The organism is Azohydromonas caseinilytica (genome assembly GCF_012927045.1).
Lineage (GTDB): Bacteria > Pseudomonadota > Gammaproteobacteria > Burkholderiales > Burkholderiaceae_C > Azohydromonas > Azohydromonas caseinilytica.
On the sequence record NZ_JABBFW010000011.1, the window covers coordinates 92,153 to 109,225 of the forward strand.

Sequence of the window (17,073 nt, forward strand, 5' to 3'; positions counted from 1 at the left end):
CGCGCGGCCTCAAGAGCTCAGCCGCTGACTCCCAGCCAGCGCGCCGCCACCGCCTCGATATCCACCGGCACGTCCGTCGCCACCTCGATGGCGCAGGCGCGCTCGGCGGCGTCCAGCGGCTCGCCGGTTTCCAGCTGCTTGCGCAGCACCTCCACACTGGCTTCGGACGGGTCGGTGCCCGCGGCGTCGCGCGCGGCCACGCGGGCGCGCAGGGTTTCGGGCTCGGCGCCGCAGGCCAGGATGGTGAAGGGCACGCCCGCGCGCCAGGCCAGCTCCTCGAAGTCGCGGCGCTGGGCGCGGCTGAGGAAGGCGGCATCGACGATCACCGCAAAGCCGCCCAGCAGCGCCTCGCGCGCGCAGGCCGCCAGGTGCTCGAAGGTGCGCCGTCCGGCCTCGGGGGTGTAGAGGTCCAGCCCCTGCGCCGCCGAGCGCTGCAGCGCCTGCAGGCCGTGGAGGCGCTTGCGCTCCACGTCCGAGCGGATGCGCACCGCGCCGGCCCGCAGGGCCAGCGCCTGCGCCAGCGTGGACTTGCCGCTGCCCGAGGGCCCGTAGGTGATCAACAAGCGCGGCGCGCTGCCGGCGGCGACCAGCGCTTCGGCGCAGGCCAGGTAGTCCGGTGCATCGGCGGCGCGGGCCGGCGACAGCGCCTGCACCAGCGCCCGTACCAGGGCGCGGTAGACCTGGAACAGGCGCAGCACGCGGGTGCCGGCGTAGTCGCCGCGCTGCTGCAAATACACGTCCAGGAAGCGGAAGGCCAGGTCGGGCCGGCCATGCGCCTGCAGGTCCATGGTGGCGAAGGCGATGTCGCTCATGACGTCGATCCAGCGCAGCGCCGGCTCGAACTCGATGGCGTCGAAGGCGGTGGCCTCGTCCTCGCCCAGCACGATCAGGTTGGCCAGGTGCAGGTCGCCATGGCCCTCGCGCACCGCGCCGGCCTCGCGCCGCTGCTGCAGCACCGGCGCCAGCGTCCGCGCCCTCAGCTCGACCCAGCCGCGCAGCGCGGCCAGGCGCGCGCCGGGGCCGAGCGCGGCGTCGAGCTGGTCCAGCACGTTGAGCAGGTCGCGGTGCACCTGTGCCGGGTTTCCGAAGGGGGCGTCCGGCGCGGCCACGGCGGCGGCCTGGTGGAAGTCCGCGATGCGCTGCGCCAGCCGCTCGATGTGCCGCATGCCCAGCGTGCCCTGGCGCAGACGCACGCTCATCAGCGCATCGTCGGCAAAGCGGCGCATGACCACGGCGTGGTCGAGCACCGCAGCGCTGCCGCCCCACCGCGGTGCCGCGGGCGTGCCGCGCACGGGCACCATGCCCAGGTACAGCGCGGGCGCGAGGCGGCGGTTGACGCGCAGCTCTTCGCGGCAGGCCTGCTCGCGCCGGGCCGCGTCGCTGAAGTCCACGAAAGGCAGCCGCACCGGCTTCTTGAGCTTGAAGGCCAGGCGCTGCGTGAGCAGCACCCAGGAGATGTGCGTCTCCACCAGCGCCACCGGCTGGCCGGTGCGGCGCTCCAGTTGCGCGCTCAGCGCTTGAGGGTCCAGCGGGCTGTTGACGGCGGCAGGCAAGGTCATCGCCGCAGTATGCGGGGCGGCCTCCTGGGCGCCCGCGGCCCAGGCGCTACATCGCGGCGGCGGCCTCCTGCACCCGCCGCCGGCGCCGCGCCACGGCGACGATCACACCCCCGCCTGCCAGCAGCATCAGCGTCGCCGAGGGCTCGGGCACGGGCGTGAGAAGGAAGGGGCGCAACTGGTCCTGACCGTCGAGGAAACCGCGGCCGATGATCTGCCCGCGGTCGTTGATGGCGCTGACCGAGGACAGGTGCCACTGCCTGGCAGCCGCCGGAGTGAGCAGCGCATTGAGGTCCAGCACCTGGCCGTCACGGTACAGGTAGGGATCGTTGCCGTACCCGCTGGCAGCGCCCACGATCCAGCCGCGGTTGTTGATGTCATGGGCGGAGTACACGTCCAGGACCGTGAGATTGCCGTCGGCGTAGAGGTAGCCGCCGCGGCCGCCAAGCTCCGGGGTGGAATAGCCCACGATCTGCCCGGCGTCGTTGATGGCGCTGGCGCCTCCGCCCCAGGGCCCCAGCGTCGGCAGCCAGTTGCCCTGCGCGCCGTCGTGGACGAAGCCCAGGAAGCCGTAGTTGAGGCCGGGGTCCACGTGGGCCGTGCCCACCACGGTGCCGTGGCGGTTGATGTCCGAACCGTAGCTTTCACCGTAGCTGTCGGCCAGCGGCAGGTAGCGGCTGCGCCGGCCGTCGAACAGGAAGGCCAGCGGCAAGGCGTCGGCGCTGGCCTGCATGCTGCCCGTCACTTGGCCGCGGTTGTTGAGGGCCCGGGCCCAGCCGGTCCAGGCACCGCCCTCGAAGGTATCGCGCAGGTCGGTGAGCCGGCCTCGGCGCCACAGCAGCACCGAGTCGCCGTCCCGCCCGGTGCCCAGGAGATCCCCGCGGTCGTTGAGGCCGGAGAGCGTGCTGAAGCGCTCGTCCACGCGGGTGATATGGCCCGCGTGGTAGATGGACGGCGTGGTCCGGCCCGCCAAGGCATCCCAGGCATTGAGGGCGACCTCGCCGCGGTTGTTCAGGCCGACGGCGTCGGTGTACGGCGCATCGGGCAGGCTCAGATCCTCGATGCGGTAGCGCAGCGCTCCCGCGGCAACAGCCGACTCGGCGGCAAGCAGCACACACAACGAAACCAGCTTGGCCACGGCGCCAGCGCGCAGCGCGACATGGGATGTGAATGGCATGCACAGACCTCCATGAGCGTCATCGGGGCGCAGGGCTCGGTCAAAGCGCCGCGCCGCCATCTCAGCACGGCCATGCCCCATGTCTGCAACAGTTGGTATGCCGCACAACCAGTGTCCGTCCGGGCGGCGAATGGGCGCCTGGGCGGTGCGAGCCCGCCCGCGGGCACGCCCGGCGAAGACTGGACGCGGGCGCCGACGGCGCCGCACCATGCCGTGAACCTTGACAGGAGCACGGCATGGGCGAGCACACCAACGACACCCCTCTGGACGAACGCGACGCCAAGCACCTGCGCCACGCCATCCGGCTGTCGGCCGAGGCGCGGCAACGCGGCAACGCGCCCTATGGCGCCGTGGTCGTGGGCGCGGACGGCATCGTGCTGGCCGAGGCCCGCAACACCGGCGCCGAAACCGACGACTTCACGGCGCATGCCGAGATGAACGCGCTGCGCCTGCTGGGCGGGCGCCATCCGCGCGAGCTGCTGGCCGGCGCGACGGTCTACGCCTCGGGCGAGCCCTGCGCGATGTGCGCGGGGGCGATCTTCTGGTCCGGCATCGGCCGCGTGGTGTTCGCGCTGGACATCGAAGGTCAGCAGCGCACCGGCAAGCCGCCGGAGATCGCGCTGTCGTGCCGGCAGATCCTGGGCGCCGCGCCGCGGCGCATCGAGGTGGTCGGCCCCTGCCTGGCGCAGGAGGCGGCGCGGCCGTACCAGGGGATGTGGTCCGGCCGCTGAGGCGGGCGGAGGCCGGGTTTCGCCCGGGTGGCCCCGGGCCGGCACGCCGCCTGCCATGCCAGCCGGGGTCACGCGCCGGGGCTGCCCGCGGCGCCCGCATCGCCTCAGGAGCTGCCCATGTCCTCCGCCTTCGAAAACCTCTCCGCGCGCCTGCGCGCGGCGTGGAAGACCCACAAGCAGGCCACGACGCCGCGCGCCTTCCGCTGCCAGTGCGGCCGGCCGGTGTTCTTCCGCAACAGCCAGTGCCTGGCGTGCGACACGCCGCTGGGCTACGAGCCGCTGCGCGCGCGCGTGCTGCCGCTGGAGCCCGTGGGCGAGCACCTGTGGCGCGAGTACGGCGCCGGCCCCAACGCCCCGGCGTACCGGCGCTGCCAGAACTTCGACGCGGCGGCGGCGTGCAACTGGCTCATTCCTGCCGACGAGAAGGACGCCCAGGGGCAGCTGAAGCCGCTGTGCATGGCCTGCCGGCTCAACCACACCATCCCGGACCTGTCGGTGGAGGAGAACGCGCTCTACTGGAACCGCGTCGAGCAGGCCAAGCGCCGGCTGGTGTCGCAGCTCATCGGGCTGGGCCTGCCGGTGGTGCCCAAGAGCGAGGACCCGGAGCGCGGCCTGGCCTTCGACTTCCTGCGCGCGCCCGAGGGCGGCCCGCCGGTGATGACGGGGCATGCCGACGGCCTCATCACCATCAACGTCGAGGAGGCCGACGACGCCAAGCGCGAGAAGCTGCGCGCGCAGCTGCGCGAGCCCTACCGCACGCTGCTGGGGCACTTCCGGCACGAGGTGGGCCACTACTACTGGGACCGGCTGGTGCGCGACACCGACTGGATCAAGCCCGTGCGCGAGCTCTTCGGCGACGACCAGATCGACTACGCCGCGGCGCTGAAGAAGAACTACGACGAAGGCCCGCCCGCGGACTGGAAGGACCGCTTCGTCAGCACCTACGCCAGCTGCCATCCGTGGGAGGACTGGGCCGAGACCTGGGCCCACTACCTGCACATGGTGGACACGGTGGACACGGCGCTGTCCTTCGGCATCGACGCCGACGACGTGGAGATCGAGGCCGAGCCCTGGACCAGGGAGGCGCTGTGGCGCCCCGAGGACCGCGACGCCGAGGCCTTCCTGGGCTTCCTCAACGCCTGGACCGAGCTCACCGCCGTGCTCAACGAGATGGCGCGCAGCATGGGGCAGCCGGACTTCTATCCCTTCGTGCTGCCCAGGCCGGCGGTGGCCAAGCTGCAGCTCATCCACGCCATCGTGCGCGGCGCCGGGGCGCCGGTGCCCGCCCCGGCGGCCCCGGTGGCGGCGCCGACGGCCGCGGAAGTGCCGGAGCCGTCGGAGCGCAAGCCCGAGGAGCCGGAGCCGCTGGAGCCGGTGGTCTGAGGCCGGACGCGACGGTGCGGCAGGGGTGAACGGGGGGCGGGCGCCGGGCGCGGCGCTTGCCGACAAGCGGCTCCATCCCGATCACCCACACAAGGAGCCCCTGCCATGACGCCTCCCCTGTCGCCCTCCACCGCCACGTCCCGCCCCTTCGCCATCGTCACCGGCGCCTCCTCGGGCATCGGCTACGAGCTGGCGCGCGGCTGCGCCGAGCGCGGCCACGACCTGCTCATCGCCGCCAACGAGCCGCAGATCCATGAGGCCGCACAGAAGCTGCGCGCGTACGGCACCGACGTGCAGGCCGTGGAAACGGACCTCGCCAACGCCGAGGGCGTGGACAAGCTGTTCGCCGCTGCCGGGGGCCGTGCGGTCGATGTACTGCTGGCCAACGCCGGGCATGGCTTGGGCAAGGCCTTCCTGGACCAGGACGTCGCCGCCGCGCGCCATGTGCTCGACACCAACGTCACCGGCACGCTGCTGCTGCTGCACAAGGTCGCTCGCCAGATGCGCGAGCGCCGCAGCGGGCGCATCCTGATCACCGGCTCCATCGCCGGCTACATGCCCGGCGCCTACCAGGCGGTCTACAACGCCAGCAAGGCCTTCCTGGACTCCTTCGCCTACGCGCTGCGCGAGGAGCTCAAGGACAGCGGCGTGAGCGTGACCTGCCTGATGCCGGGCGTGACCGACACCAGGTTCTTCGAGCGCGCCGACCTGCTCGACACCAAGATCGGCGTGCAGAAGAAGGACGATCCGGCCATGGTGGCGCGCCAGGGCATCGAGGCCCTGTTCGCCGGCAAGCCCGGCGTGGTCACGGGGCTGCGCAACAAGGCGCAGGTGGCGCTGTCGCGGGTCACGCCGGACACGACGCTGGCGCACATGCACACGATGCAGGCGGCGCCGGGCACGGCGCAGGCGCATCGGAAGGCCAAGAAGGTCACGGCCGTCGCCGGCGCCGTGGGCGGCATCGCGCTGCTGGGGGCGTGGTGGCTGCTGCGCGGGCCCGCGGCGCGGCGCGGGCAGGTGATGGTCTGAAGCATCGCCCCGGCAGCGGCCCTTGGCGCCGCCGGGGCGCCCGGCCCGGGATAACCCGGTGTCGGGTTCCCTTACACCAGTGGGGCGCCGTCGCGCAGAATTCACGGCACCAAAGACAAGTCGTTGATTTCGATAGATTTTTTGGCTTTCTTTTCCGGGGCACACGAGTTGCTAAAAGCGCCCGCCCGGACGCTTCACCACGGGCGATCCGTTTCAGCCATTGAGGGGAAAGCCATGAAGAACTTGATCAAGCCTTTGGTATTGGCCACCGCGCTGCTCGGCACCCATGCCGCCCAGGCCGCGCTCTACACCTCGGACTTCGGCACGGCCAATGCCACGCTGAGCAACTGTGACGACTGCGGCATCGACGTCGGCTTCCCGGGCGCCGGGCAGACGATCGCCGGCCTGGCCGTCTCGGACATCTTCGTCCACAGCAACGGCTTTGCCTCCTTCTTCGAATTCGACCAGTTCAGCGTGCTCCACACCGACCTGGACTCCCGCAACGACCCGCTGTCCAACGTCTACATCAACACCACCACGGCGGGCCAGATGATCGTCACCTGGCAGGGCATGGGGCACTTCAGCGAGAACTACTCGGTGCGCAGCACCTTCCAGCTCGTGCTGCGCTCCGACCAGTACGCCCTGGCGCCGGGCGAAGGGCAGTTCGGCTTCTTCTACGGCGACATCAGCGACCCGTCCGTCGCCGAGGTCGGTTTTCTCATCAATGACCAGTTCCAGACCTTCGTGCCCGCCAACTCGCTCAGCAACGCCTCGCCGGCCTGGTACCGCCTCAACGACGAGGGCCAGGTGATCGCCGGGCCGGTGGCGCCGGTGCCCGAGCCCGGCTCGCTGGCGCTGGCCGGGCTGGGCCTGGGCATGAGCGCCTGGCTGGGCGGACGGCGGCGCCGCCCGGACGCGGCCCGCGCCGCGTAAGCAGCGTCGCGCATCACCCGCTACGAGGCGGATGCGGCCACAACGGCCGCATCCGCCTTTTTTCGTGCGGCGCGGTGATAGGCTGCCAGCCGGTTTGGGCCCACGAGGCAGCCTCCATGCGAATCCGTGCGCAGCTCGTGTTGATGATGTCGGCGGTGGTGGCACCGCTGGCGCTGCTGGCCGGCTCCTCCATCTACGCGCTGGGCCAGGCGCAGCGCGAGGTGCATGCGCAGCGCTACCTGGAGCGCGTGAGCGCGCTGCGGCTGGCGCTGGACAACGAGATCCAGGGCACCACGCGCATGCTCGAAGGCCTGGCCTTCACCGGCGGCGTGGCCGACGGCGCGGTGCCGGCGCCGCAGGCCCGGGCCACGCTGCAGTGGCTGCTGCAGAGCTTCCCGTTGTGGACGGCGGCGGGCGTGATCGACGCCGAGGGCCAGCCCGTGGTGGACGTGCACCGCGCCGGCCGGCTGGAGCGGCTGGAAGTGGACGGCACCACGCTGCAGCGGGTGCTGGCGCAGCGCGGCACCGTCGTCTCCGACCTCGTGCCCGGGCTGGACGGTGCCGGCTTCCACACCTTCATCGTCACGCCCGTGGTGCGCGAGGGCCGCGTGGTGCGCGCCGTGTACGTGGCCATGGACGACCGCGCCTGGCTCGACTTCCTGCGCGCCTACCCGATCGCCGACGGCGCGACGCTGACGCTCAACGACCGCCAGGGGCGCATCATCGCCCGCACCCTCAACCACGCGCAGTGGGTCGGCAAGACCTCGCGCACCGAGTATTGGGAGAGCACGCTCGGGCGCCAGGAGGGCAGCTTCGACAGCCCCGGCCTGGAAGGCCAGCGCTTCCACATCGCCTTCAGCCGACTGCGCACCTCGTCGTGGGTGCTGGGCACGGGCGTGCCGGCCGAGAGGATCGAGGCGGCGCTGCAGCTGCCCGCACTGCTGACGGCCGGCGGGCTGGCCGTGGCGATGCTGGTGGCGCTGGGCATCGCGCTGATGCTGGGGCGACGCATCATCGACTCGCTGGAGCCGCTGGCGGCGCTGGCGCAGTCCGGCGGCCATGCCCTGCCGGCGCCGCAGCGGCTGCCCATCCGCGAGGCCGAGGCCGCGCGCCAGGCGCTGCGCCAGGCGCTGGCGGACCTGGCCAGCGCGCTGGTGCAGGCCGAGCGCCTGGCCAAGGCCAAGGACGAATTCCTGGCCATGCTCGCGCACGAGCTGCGCAACCCGCTGGCGGCCATCCGCTCCGCCACCGCGGTGCTGGGCATGCCGCGCGTCACGCCCGAGGGCGAGAAGCGCGCGCGCGAGGTGCTGGAGCGGCAGGTGGGCCACATGGTGCGCATGGTGGACGAGCTGCTCGACGCCGCGCGGCTGTCCAGCGGCAACGTGCGGCTGGAGCCGAAGGCGCTGGACCTGGCGCAGGCCGTGCGCCGCGTGCTGCAGCTGTTCGAGCAGGCCGGGCGCACGGCGCAACTGCGCATCGGCACCGAGCTGCAGCCGGTGCTGGTGCGTGCCGACGAGACGCGCATCGAGCAGATCATTTCCAACCTGGTGGACAACGCCGCCAAGTACGCGCGCAAGGACGGGCAGCTGCGCATCAGCCTGCGCGAGCACGAGGGCCAGGCCGAGCTGGCCTTCAGCGACAACGGCAGCGGCCTGGCGCCGGAGCTGCTGCCGCGCATCTTCGAGCCCTTCTCGCAGGGCGAGCGCAGCATGGACCGCGCGCAGGGCGGCCTGGGCCTGGGCCTGCACGTGGTGCGGCGCCTGGTGGAGCTGCACGGCGGCACGGTGCAGGCGCACAGCGAGGGCGTGGACCGCGGCGCCACCTTCATCGTGCGGCTGCCCGCCGTGGCGGCCGAGACCGAAGGCGCGCCGGCGGCCGAGGGCGTGATGCGGCTCAAGCCGCTGCGCATCGCGCTGGTGGAGGACAACCGCGACGTGGAGGAGATGACCAGCTCGCTGCTGCGCCTGGCCGGCCACCAGGTGGTGTGCGCGGTGGACGGCGAAAGCGCCGTGGCGCTGGTGCAGGGCCAGCAGACCGAGGTGGCGCTGCTGGACATCGGGCTGCCGGGCATCGACGGGCTGGAAGTGGCGCGGCGCATCCGCGCGCTGCGCAGCCCGGCGGCGGTGGTGCTGATCGCGCTCACCGGCTACGGCGACACGCGCACGCGCGAGGCGGCCGCGGCGGCCGGCTTCGACGCCTTCCTGCAGAAGCCGTTCGACCTGCGCAGCTTCGAGGAGGCGGTGCTCGACGCCTGGAGCCACGGCGGCAGCCGCGGCAGCCCGGCGGCGGTGCAGGACGCGGGACGGCCGGGCTGAGGCGCGCAGCCAGGACAAGCCCCGCCATCGGCCCGGCCAACCACACCCAGTGACGGCGCCTCACGCCCCGGCCGCCGCCTCCGCCACCCGCACCACCCGATCACGCCCCTGCGCCTTGGCCTGGTAGAGCGCCTCGTCGGCCCGGACCAGCAGCGGCGCGGGGTCAGTCTCGCCCGGACGGAACGGGGCCAGGCCGATGCTTACCGTCACGCCCACCGCCACCGCGGCGTCCGCGGTGGGAACGCGCTGCGCCGCCACCGCCTGGCGCAGCGCCTGCGCCAGCGCCCAGGCCTCTTCCACCCCGGTTTCGGGCAGCAGCACGGCGAACTCCTCGCCGCCGAGGCGGCCGACATGGTCGGTGCGCCGCAGCCGCTCGCGCAGCACCATGCACAGCCGCACCAGCACCGCGTCGCCCACGGCATGGCCATGGCGGTCGTTGACCTGCTTGAAATGGTCCAGGTCCAGCATCAGCAGTGCGCCGGCACGCCCGTGGCGCCGGAAGCGCGCCAGCTCCTGCCCCAGCTCGTCCAGGAAAGCGCGCCGGTTGAGCACGCCGGTGAGCGCGTCGGTGGTGGCCAGGCGCTGCAGCTCCCGCTCCTGCCGCTTGCGGGCGCTGATGTCCTGGAACACGCCCACGTAGTGGCGCGGCCGCCCTTCCGCGTCGCGGTCCACGGTGATGACCTGCCACGCGGTGTAGGCCTCGCCGTCCTTGCGGCGGTTCACGATCTCGCCCGCCCAGGTCCCCGCCGTCAGCAGCTCGTGCCACAGCGCCTGGAAGAAGGCCGCGTCGTGCTCGCCCGAACCGAGCAGCGAGGGCGTGTGGCCCAGCACCTCCTCCGCCGTGTAGCCGGTGATGCGGGTGAAGGCGGGGTTCACCGACACGATGCGGTTGGCCGCGTCGGTGATGACGATGGCCTCGGCATTGATGGCGAAGACGCGGCTGGCCAGGCGCAGCTCCTCGGCGTTGCGGCGCTGGTCGGTCACGTCCAGCTGCAGCACCAGCGCGCAGCGCTCGCCCGCGCAGTACAGCGGGCGCACCAGGATGCGGAACCAGCGCGGCCCGTGAGGCACCGCCGTCCTGAAGATGCCCTCGAAGGCCTCGTGGCGGCCGGCCAGGACGTCCTCGATGCCCTCGCGCAGCCCGGCCCCCTCGTCCTCATCGGGCTGCAGCAGGCCGGCCAGGGTGTCCAGGTGCAGCCCTTCCGGCGGCTCGGCCAGCGCGCTGCCGCGCGCCATGGCGCGCCAGGCCTGGTTGACGCCGCGCGGCCCGCCGTCAGCGCCGAACAGCAGCACGCTGGCGGGCAGCGCATCGAGCAGCCGGCCCAGGTGCTCGGCCTGCTCGGCATGGTCCTGCATGCGCCGCAACGTCGCTCCCCGGAACAGCCGGTAGCCGGCCAGCAGTCCGCCCGCGGCCAGCAGCACCAGCGGCAGCACCACCAGGGCCTGGCGCCGCGCCTCGTCGCGCGCGCCGGCCAGCGCCTGGGCCTGCTCCACGCGCGCCACCACGGCAAAGGGGCGTGTGCGGTCGCCGCGGTAGGCCGTGATCCACGGGCCCAGGCCCTCCATGGGCTGTACCAGCGTCCCGATCTCGGCGCCCTCATGCCAGCGCCGCACCAGCTCCAGGTTGGCCGCGCGCCAGGCCGGCGGCTCGCTCTCGCGCGTGCTCAGCAGCGGCGCGCCGTCGTAGCGCAGCAGGTCCACCACGCAGGGCGGCTCGGCATCGCGCGACATCAGGCGGTTGAGGAAGAAGTCCATGTTGAGCGTGGCCAGCGCGCTCAACCGCCCCCGGCCGTCGCCCAGCGCCACGGGCACGAAGCCCGGGTCGCCGGCCGCCCCGTCACCGGCCGGCGCCCGGCCGTCCGCCAGGTCGCGCCCGGCCCGCGCCGCCCCCAGGCGCAGCACCGGCTCGACGGCTTCCGCCTCGGGCAGGAAGGCGTGCAAGTCCACTCGCGCGCCGAGGTTGGCCGGGTTGGAGCTCGCCACCACGGTGCCGCCCGCGTCCACCAGCGACAGCGAGCGCAGGTGCGGCGCGTTGTGCAGCAGCTCCCGCAGGCGCTGCTCGCGCGCGGGGGCCGCCATGCCCTGGGCCTCCGCCTGCAGCAGCCCGCGCAGCGAGAGCTCCACGGTATTGAGCGTCTGGCCGAAGAGGTGGCCGTTGTGGCGCGCCTCCTGCACCGCCATCTGCCGGTGCGCCGCCAGCTGGTCCTGCTCCAGGCGCTGGCGGTGGTAGACCAGGGCGCCCAGCGCCGCCAGGGCCACCAGCACGATGGCCGCGACGATCGACACGTCCGCCAGCCGGCTCCACTTCACGCGCATGGCCAGGCCCCGGCCGAACTTCAGCGGGTGATGACGATGGGGTCCAGCCCGTGGCGGCGCGCGGCGGCCAGCAGCCGGCCGTCGCGCTTGATGCGCGCCACGAAGGCGTCGAGCTGCTGGAGCCAGCGCTCGTCACCCGGCGCCACGGCCCAGGCATAGGGCGTGACGTGGTAGGTGGCGGACGGCGCCACCAGCCGCGCCCAGTCGGTGCCGGCGAGCATGCGGCGGCTGTAGGGAAAGTCGGTCATGAACACGTCGGCGCGGCCGGATTCGACTTCCTGCTCGCGCGCGTGCGGCGTGTCCAGCACCGCCAGCTGCGCCTGGCGCAGCTTCTCGCGCATCACCGGCTCGTGCAGCGTGCCCTTGGCCACGGCCACGATCACGCCGGGGCGGTCGATGTCGTCCCAGGCGCGAATGCGCCGGTTGCTGCGCGTGGTGACGGCGTAGATGTCGCTGGCCAGGTGCGGCGCGGTGAAGCGCAGCTTCTCCTGGCGCGCGGGCGTGACGCCGATGGCGAACATCGCCACGTCGCAGCGCTCGCCCAGCACGTCGTCGAACAGCCTCGCGAAGCTGCTGTCCACGAACTGCACCTTCACGCCCAGGTCCTTGCCCAGCTCCTGTGCCAGGTCCACGTCGATGCCGCTGAGCTGCTGCGTCACCGGATGGCGGTAGGAGATGCCGTAGTAGTCGGGCCAGATGCACACGCGCACCTCGCCGGCCTGGCGCACGCGCTCCAGGTGGCCTGCCGCCGTGGCCGGCGCAGCCGGGGCCACGCCGTGGAACAGCGAACCCAGCGCCAGCAGGCAGGCAGCGGAGATGCGGGAAATGGCGGGCGACATCCGGCCTCGGGCACTTTCAGTCAGGGATATCCCTTCCTTCGGCAGTCCCGGCGCGTTATTGAGGGTGCGGGCCGGCTTTTTTGCCGGCTCCGGGCTGGCGCTGCTCAAGCCGGCTCGCCCAGGCTCACGCCGATCTGGCGCGCGCAATCGAGCAGCGGGTGCTCCGGCGGGATGCTGCGCCGCCCCTGCGCCACCGCGTCCAGCGCCACGCTGGTGAGCTCGCCGCCCTGCAGCGTCACCATGCGGCCGAACTCGCCGCGGCACACCAGCTGCGCTACCTCGTTGCCGTAGCGCGTGGCCAGCACGCGGTCGAAGGCGGTGGGCGCGCCGCCGCGCTGCACATGGCCCAGCACCGTGGCCCGCACCTCGGAGCTGATGCGCGACTGCAGCTGCGCGGCCAGCACATGCGCGACGCCGCCCAGCCGCACCGGCTCGTCGCGGCCCTCGATGCGCTCCTGCACCACCACGTCGCCGCCGCGCGCGCGGGCGCCCTCGGCCACGCTGATCACGGTGAAGCGCTGGCGCGACTCGCGCTCGCGGCACACCGCGGCGACGGCCTCGATGTCGTAGGGGATCTCGGGCAGCAGGATCACGTCGGCCGCGGCGGCGATGCCCGACTCCAGCGCGATCCAGCCCGCGTCGCGGCCCATGGTCTCCAGGAGCATCACGCGGCCATGCGCCTGGCCGGTGGTCTGCAGCCGCTCCAGCGCCTCGGTGGCGATGGCCACGGCGGTGTCGAAGCCGAAGCTGCGCTCGCAGCCGACGATGTCGTTGTCGATGGTCTTGGGCACGCCCACCATGGCCAGCCCGCGCTGCCACAGCGCCTGGGCGATGGCCATGGTGCCGTCGCCGCCCACGGCCACCACGGCATCCAGCCCCAGCGCCCGCGCGCTCTCGATCACGCGCTGCGCGCCCTCCTCGCCCTCCAGCAGCGGGTTGCGGCGGTTGCTGGTGCCCAGCACCGTGCCGCCCAGGTGGATCAGACCGCTCACGGCGCGCCAGTCCAGCTGCCGCACACGCCCGTCCATCAGGCCGGCGAAGCCCTCCTCGATGCCCACCACCTGCGCATTGCAATGGCGGATGAGCGACTTGGTGACCGCGCGGATCACCGCATTGAGCCCGGGCCCGTCGCCCCCGCCGGTGAGCACTCCCACTCGCATGACCATCGACCTTTCGTTGAATCCCGTACCAACCCGCAGCCGCGGGCTTGACCGCGACGAGCCTATCACCGGCGCATGGCCCGGACGCTGACGATGCTCAGCCCGGCGCGGCGGCGCGGGCCGCCAGAGGTACGGGCGAAAAAAAGCCGCCGGTGAACGGCGGCTGAACACACAGGAGCAAGCGCAGGTCGGCGCTCAGGCCGCGGCGCGCCAGCGCAGGAAGGCGCTGCGCAGGCCATGCAGGGTACGGTGCCGCATGAAGGGCAGCTCGAACACCCGCCAGAAACCGCGGGCGGCCAGCACGCACACCGGCACGATCACCAGCAGCGCCAGCAGGAACAGCGCGTTGGCACCCAGGCCCAGCGGCAGCAGCACGCCGAGCAGGATGATTTCGAGGATGGGCGCGTGGATCAGGTACAGGCTGTAGGAGGACTGGCCCAGCCAGCCGGGCAGCCGGCTGCCGAGCAGCCGCGCCACGGTGCTGCGGCGCTGGGCGAAGCCGGCCAGGACGGCGGCGGTGGACATCCCGGTGAGCAGGTCGATCCAGATGAACTCCCGCTCGAAGGACGCCGTGGGCACCAGCCACAGCAGCGCCAGCGTCACGGTGGTCAGCAGCGTGCCCAGCGGGCCCCAAGGCAGCCGCGGCCCCTCGGCGCGGCCCACGTGCACATGGGCCGCGGCCACGCCGAAGGCGAACAGCGCCAGGAAATGCGGGCGGAAGTACAACAGCTTGGCCAGCACCGCCAGCGAGCCCGCCGGCAGGCCCAGCAGCGCGGCGATGCGCTCGTGCTGGATGGCCACGGTGAAGGTCAGCAGCACCAGCGCCACCGTGCCGATGAGCATGGCGCGCAGGCTCAGCCAGCGGCAGGCCAGCAGCAGCAGCGGGAACAGGAAGTAGATCTGCCACTCGACGGCAATGGACCAGAACACGCCGTTGGGCTTGGCGCTGTCAACGACGTTGTTGACCAGGAACAGGTGCGCCAGCACCGCCCGGGCATCGACCACCACGCCGGTATAGGAACCCGTGAAATAAATGGCGACCAAGCAGGAAAATAATAATGCCACCCAATATGGCGGCACGATTCTCACGGCGCGCCGGTGAATATAGTCCTTGAATCCACCGGGAAATCGAAAATCATTTTTCAGTGGCGCCAGCCCGAGAGAAAAACCACTGACCACGATGAAGACCACCACCGCCAGGTGCCCCCAGCGCAGCCATTGCGTCCACCAGGGCGCGTCCAGGCAGATGCTGCACAGCGGCGAGGCGGTGAACCTGCCGTAAGCCCCCAGCCAGACGTGGTGCAGCACCACGTACAGCGCGGCCAAGCCGCGGATGCCGTCCAGAAAGTCGAGGTGCAGCGCGCCGCTCTTGTTCGCTCCCATGGATTCCCCTCCTGTGCCGCGGTAGTTATGCCCGGCCCGCCCGGCTGCACCAGTGCAATTCAGGGGCGGCGCACGAGTCGGTTGATTCGTGGCCATGAGCATCCGGTCTCGATTTCACGGCCCGCCAGCAGCCGCATTCATCGCCCGGGCCTGATTACCGGAACGGTGAAATAGGCCGGACCAGTCTAGGAGAAGAAGGAAATCGCGCCGGCGCGCCGCGCATCCCTGGGATCAGGGTTTCGCTCGCGGCGCAACGCCCGCAACGGGGCACGGCGCGGCCGGAGGGCGTCCCGGTTCGCGGGGCCGCCGGGGCGCGCGTGCAAGGCTGCACGAGCTTCAGCGCTGCGCGCGCCGGGCCTCGGCGTCCAGGTAGCGATAGAGCTGGCCGACGCCCGAGCGCACCGTGAGGTCATGCTCCCAGGCCGGCATCGTGCTGGGGTCGGGACGCGGCTGCAGCACCCCGCCCAGCAGCGCCTGGCGCGCGGCGTCGGGGCTGGCGGCGTCGGTGGCGGCGATGGTCCAGGAGTAGCGGCGCAGCACCGCCTCGGTAAAGCGCGCCTCGCTCATGCCGGCCACGCGCGGCAGCAGGTCCGGCGCGCGCGCCGTGCCGCGCGCATCCTCGCCATGGCAGCGCGCGCAATGCGTCTGGAACAGCTGGCGGCCCCAGGCGGTGTCGGCCGTCGCGGCCTCGGGCGGCGCCGCGGCCGGGGTACCGCGCTGGGCGCAGCCGCCGAGCGCCCCGCTCACCAGCACCAGCGCGGCCAGGGTGCGGCAGCGCGTCGAAGAAAGCGTGGTCATGGCGTCTCCTCTCACTGGCAGCCGCAACGGCCGCCGGCCGCTGGCAGGCGGCGATGGGAACGTAACGCCGGCGGCGCCGCGCGGCTTGCGCAGGATCAAGCAACGGGAGCCCCGGGCCAACCCGGGCCGGGCCGGGCCGGGCCGGGCCGGGCCGGGGCGGGATTGTTCAGCGGAGCTGGACAATTTCCTCACACGGCACGACGTTTATCCAGCCTTACCGACCAATCCCCGGCCGCCGTTGCTCAGGACACCTTGCGCGGCTGCACCTTGCCACCGTCCTTCACCGCGCTGGAGGGGTAGATGACGACCTCCTGTCCCGGCTTGAGCCCGCTCCTGACCCAGGCCTGCGCGCCGTTGCGCGCCGCGATCTCCACCGGCTGCAGCCGGGCCCGGCGGCCGTCGAGGCGGTACACCGCCATCACGCCCTCGTCCTCCACCGGAAACACCGCGCCCACGGGCACCTGCACCGCGCCGTCCACCGCCTGCGTGATGACGCGCACGCCCACCCGGTAGCCGTCGCCCAGGGCCTGCCACTGCGCCGGGTCGCTGGTGAGGTCGATGAGCACGCGCACGCGCTGTTCCTCCACGCCCAGGGCCGACACCTTGGTGAAGGCGGCCGGCTCCACCAGCCGCACCCGGCCTTCGAGCATGCCGGCGCCGCCCCAGCGCTCGATCAGCACCCGGCTGCCCGGCGCGGCCTTGAGAGCGTCGGTGGTGAGCAGTTCCGCCACCACTTCCAGCCGCGCGGTGTCGCCCAGTTCCAGCAGCGGCGTGCCGGCCGCGACCGTGGCCTCGCTGGGCTGCGCCACGCGCAGCACGCGCCCAGCCACCGGGGCGCGCAGCACGAAGGTGCGCCCGCCGCCGGCCGCGGGCCCGCGCTGCACCGCGGTCAGCGCGGCGCGCGCCTGCTCCACCTCGTGCCCGGCGACATGGCGGTCCTGCTGCGCGGTCTCCAGGTCCTGCTGCGCCGCGCGCAGCGCCAGCCGGTCGCCATCGAGCTTGGCCGGCGAAATAAAGCCCTGCCGCGCCAGCGCCTCGCTGCGCTCCAGCTCGTTGCGCGCCTGCTGCAGGCCGACCTGGGCCCGGGCGATGCGCGCGCCGGCGCGCTCCAGGGCCGCCTGTGCCATCTCCACCCGCGCCTGCTGCTCGCGCAGCGTGCGCTCGTCCTGCAGCACGGGCAGCACCGGCGTGAGCAGCGCCAGCGCGTCGCCGGGGCGCACCGCGTCGCCCTCGCGCAGGGCGATGCGCTGCAGCTCGCCGGCCAGCGGCGCGCTGACGACGTAGCGGTCGCGCACCCGCGTCTTGGCTTCCTCCTCGATGCTGGCCTCGAAGCGGCCCTGCGTGACCTGGGCCGTCTCCACCGGCGTGGGCCGCGGCGCGAAGGCCCAGGCCAGCGCCAGCAGCGCCACGGCCACGCCGGCGAGGGTGAAGGCCCATGTCTTGCGTTTCATCG

13 protein-coding genes are annotated in these 17,073 nt (G+C 72.8%); 5 read left to right on the plus strand and 8 right to left on the minus strand.

Going from position 1 to position 17,073, the window contains the following annotated elements:
* Positions 1 to 17: 17 nt before the first annotated feature.
* Together HHL10_RS16565 and HHL10_RS16570 are read right to left on the minus strand one after the other, a co-directional pair.
* Positions 18 to 1,559, minus strand: a complete 1,542-nt coding sequence (locus HHL10_RS16565) for a bifunctional aminoglycoside phosphotransferase/ATP-binding protein (protein ID WP_169161504.1) — start codon at positions 1,557 to 1,559, stop codon at positions 18 to 20.
* A gap of 46 nt (positions 1,560 to 1,605) precedes the next feature.
* Positions 1,606 to 2,733 carry a PEP-CTERM sorting domain-containing protein gene (locus HHL10_RS16570; protein WP_169161505.1) on the minus strand — a complete coding sequence of 376 codons (1,128 nt, stop codon included), beginning with the start codon at positions 2,731 to 2,733 and terminating at the stop codon, positions 1,606 to 1,608.
* Between the two features lie 236 nt (positions 2,734 to 2,969).
* Here HHL10_RS16570 and HHL10_RS16575 point away from each other — a divergent pair, with 236 nt between their 5' ends.
* The 5 genes from HHL10_RS16575 (at position 2,970) to HHL10_RS16595 (ending at position 9,124) form a co-directional block, all read left to right on the plus strand.
* Entirely contained in the window at positions 2,970 to 3,464 is a 495-nt protein-coding gene (locus tag HHL10_RS16575) for a nucleoside deaminase (RefSeq protein ID WP_169161506.1), read from the plus strand.
* 117 nt (positions 3,465 to 3,581) lie between these two features.
* Positions 3,582 to 4,847 (plus strand): zinc-binding metallopeptidase family protein, encoded by a 1,266-nt coding sequence (locus HHL10_RS16580; RefSeq protein WP_169161507.1) that lies wholly within the window; start codon positions 3,582 to 3,584, stop codon positions 4,845 to 4,847.
* 105 nt (positions 4,848 to 4,952) lie between these two features.
* On the plus strand, positions 4,953 to 5,876 hold the full coding sequence (locus HHL10_RS16585; protein WP_169161508.1) for an SDR family NAD(P)-dependent oxidoreductase: 924 nt from the start codon (positions 4,953 to 4,955) through the stop codon (positions 5,874 to 5,876).
* 234 nt (positions 5,877 to 6,110) lie between these two features.
* Complete coding sequence (locus tag HHL10_RS16590) at positions 6,111 to 6,809, plus strand: PEP-CTERM sorting domain-containing protein (protein WP_169161509.1); 699 nt, start codon at positions 6,111 to 6,113, stop codon at positions 6,807 to 6,809.
* Positions 6,810 to 6,925: 116 nt separating this feature from the next.
* Positions 6,926 to 9,124, plus strand: coding sequence for a hybrid sensor histidine kinase/response regulator (locus HHL10_RS16595; RefSeq protein WP_169161510.1), 2,199 nt, complete (start codon positions 6,926 to 6,928; stop codon positions 9,122 to 9,124).
* Between the two features lie 60 nt (positions 9,125 to 9,184).
* Here the strand turns inward: HHL10_RS16595 and HHL10_RS16600 are convergent, their stop codons facing one another.
* The 6 genes from HHL10_RS16600 to HHL10_RS16625 all read right to left on the minus strand — a co-directional run bounded on the left by HHL10_RS16600 (position 9,185) and on the right by HHL10_RS16625 (position 17,071).
* Positions 9,185 to 11,440 (minus strand): diguanylate cyclase, encoded by a 2,256-nt coding sequence (locus HHL10_RS16600; RefSeq protein ID WP_169161511.1) that lies wholly within the window; start codon positions 11,438 to 11,440, stop codon positions 9,185 to 9,187.
* A 20-nt stretch (positions 11,441 to 11,460) separates the two neighbouring features.
* Complete coding sequence (locus HHL10_RS16605) at positions 11,461 to 12,279, minus strand: ABC transporter substrate-binding protein (protein WP_169161512.1); 819 nt, start codon at positions 12,277 to 12,279, stop codon at positions 11,461 to 11,463.
* A 104-nt stretch (positions 12,280 to 12,383) separates the two neighbouring features.
* Positions 12,384 to 13,439: a 6-phosphofructokinase gene (locus HHL10_RS16610; RefSeq protein ID WP_169161567.1), complete on the minus strand. Its 1,056-nt coding sequence runs from the start codon at positions 13,437 to 13,439 to the stop codon at positions 12,384 to 12,386.
* 195 nt (positions 13,440 to 13,634) lie between these two features.
* Complete coding sequence (locus HHL10_RS16615) at positions 13,635 to 14,822, minus strand: acyltransferase family protein (protein ID WP_169161513.1); 1,188 nt, start codon at positions 14,820 to 14,822, stop codon at positions 13,635 to 13,637.
* Between the two features lie 336 nt (positions 14,823 to 15,158).
* Positions 15,159 to 15,620: a c-type cytochrome gene (locus tag HHL10_RS16620; RefSeq protein WP_169161514.1), complete on the minus strand. Its 462-nt coding sequence runs from the start codon at positions 15,618 to 15,620 to the stop codon at positions 15,159 to 15,161.
* Between the two features lie 242 nt (positions 15,621 to 15,862).
* Positions 15,863 to 17,071 carry an efflux RND transporter periplasmic adaptor subunit gene (locus HHL10_RS16625; RefSeq protein ID WP_169161515.1) on the minus strand — a complete coding sequence of 403 codons (1,209 nt, stop codon included), beginning with the start codon at positions 17,069 to 17,071 and terminating at the stop codon, positions 15,863 to 15,865.
* Between the last annotated feature and the right edge of the window lie 2 nt (positions 17,072 to 17,073).

Coding starts and splice junctions, on each gene's coding strand:
- HHL10_RS16565 (WP_169161504.1), bottom strand. CDS start 1,559: ATGACCTTGCCTGCCGCCGTCAACAGCCCGCTGGACCCTCAAGCGCTG.
- HHL10_RS16570 (WP_169161505.1), bottom strand. CDS start 2,733: ATGCCATTCACATCCCATGTCGCGCTGCGCGCTGGCGCCGTGGCCAAG.
- HHL10_RS16575 (WP_169161506.1), top strand. CDS start 2,970: ATGGGCGAGCACACCAACGACACCCCTCTGGACGAACGCGACGCCAAG.
- HHL10_RS16580 (WP_169161507.1), top strand. CDS start 3,582: ATGTCCTCCGCCTTCGAAAACCTCTCCGCGCGCCTGCGCGCGGCGTGG.
- HHL10_RS16585 (WP_169161508.1), top strand. CDS start 4,953: ATGACGCCTCCCCTGTCGCCCTCCACCGCCACGTCCCGCCCCTTCGCC.
- HHL10_RS16590 (WP_169161509.1), top strand. CDS start 6,111: ATGAAGAACTTGATCAAGCCTTTGGTATTGGCCACCGCGCTGCTCGGC.
- HHL10_RS16595 (WP_169161510.1), top strand. CDS start 6,926: ATGCGAATCCGTGCGCAGCTCGTGTTGATGATGTCGGCGGTGGTGGCA.
- HHL10_RS16600 (WP_169161511.1), bottom strand. CDS start 11,440: ATGCGCGTGAAGTGGAGCCGGCTGGCGGACGTGTCGATCGTCGCGGCC.
- HHL10_RS16605 (WP_169161512.1), bottom strand. CDS start 12,279: ATGTCGCCCGCCATTTCCCGCATCTCCGCTGCCTGCCTGCTGGCGCTG.
- HHL10_RS16610 (WP_169161567.1), bottom strand. CDS start 13,439: ATGCGAGTGGGAGTGCTCACCGGCGGGGGCGACGGGCCCGGGCTCAAT.
- HHL10_RS16615 (WP_169161513.1), bottom strand. CDS start 14,822: ATGGGAGCGAACAAGAGCGGCGCGCTGCACCTCGACTTTCTGGACGGC.
- HHL10_RS16620 (WP_169161514.1), bottom strand. CDS start 15,620: ATGACCACGCTTTCTTCGACGCGCTGCCGCACCCTGGCCGCGCTGGTG.
- HHL10_RS16625 (WP_169161515.1), bottom strand. CDS start 17,071: ATGAAACGCAAGACATGGGCCTTCACCCTCGCCGGCGTGGCCGTGGCG.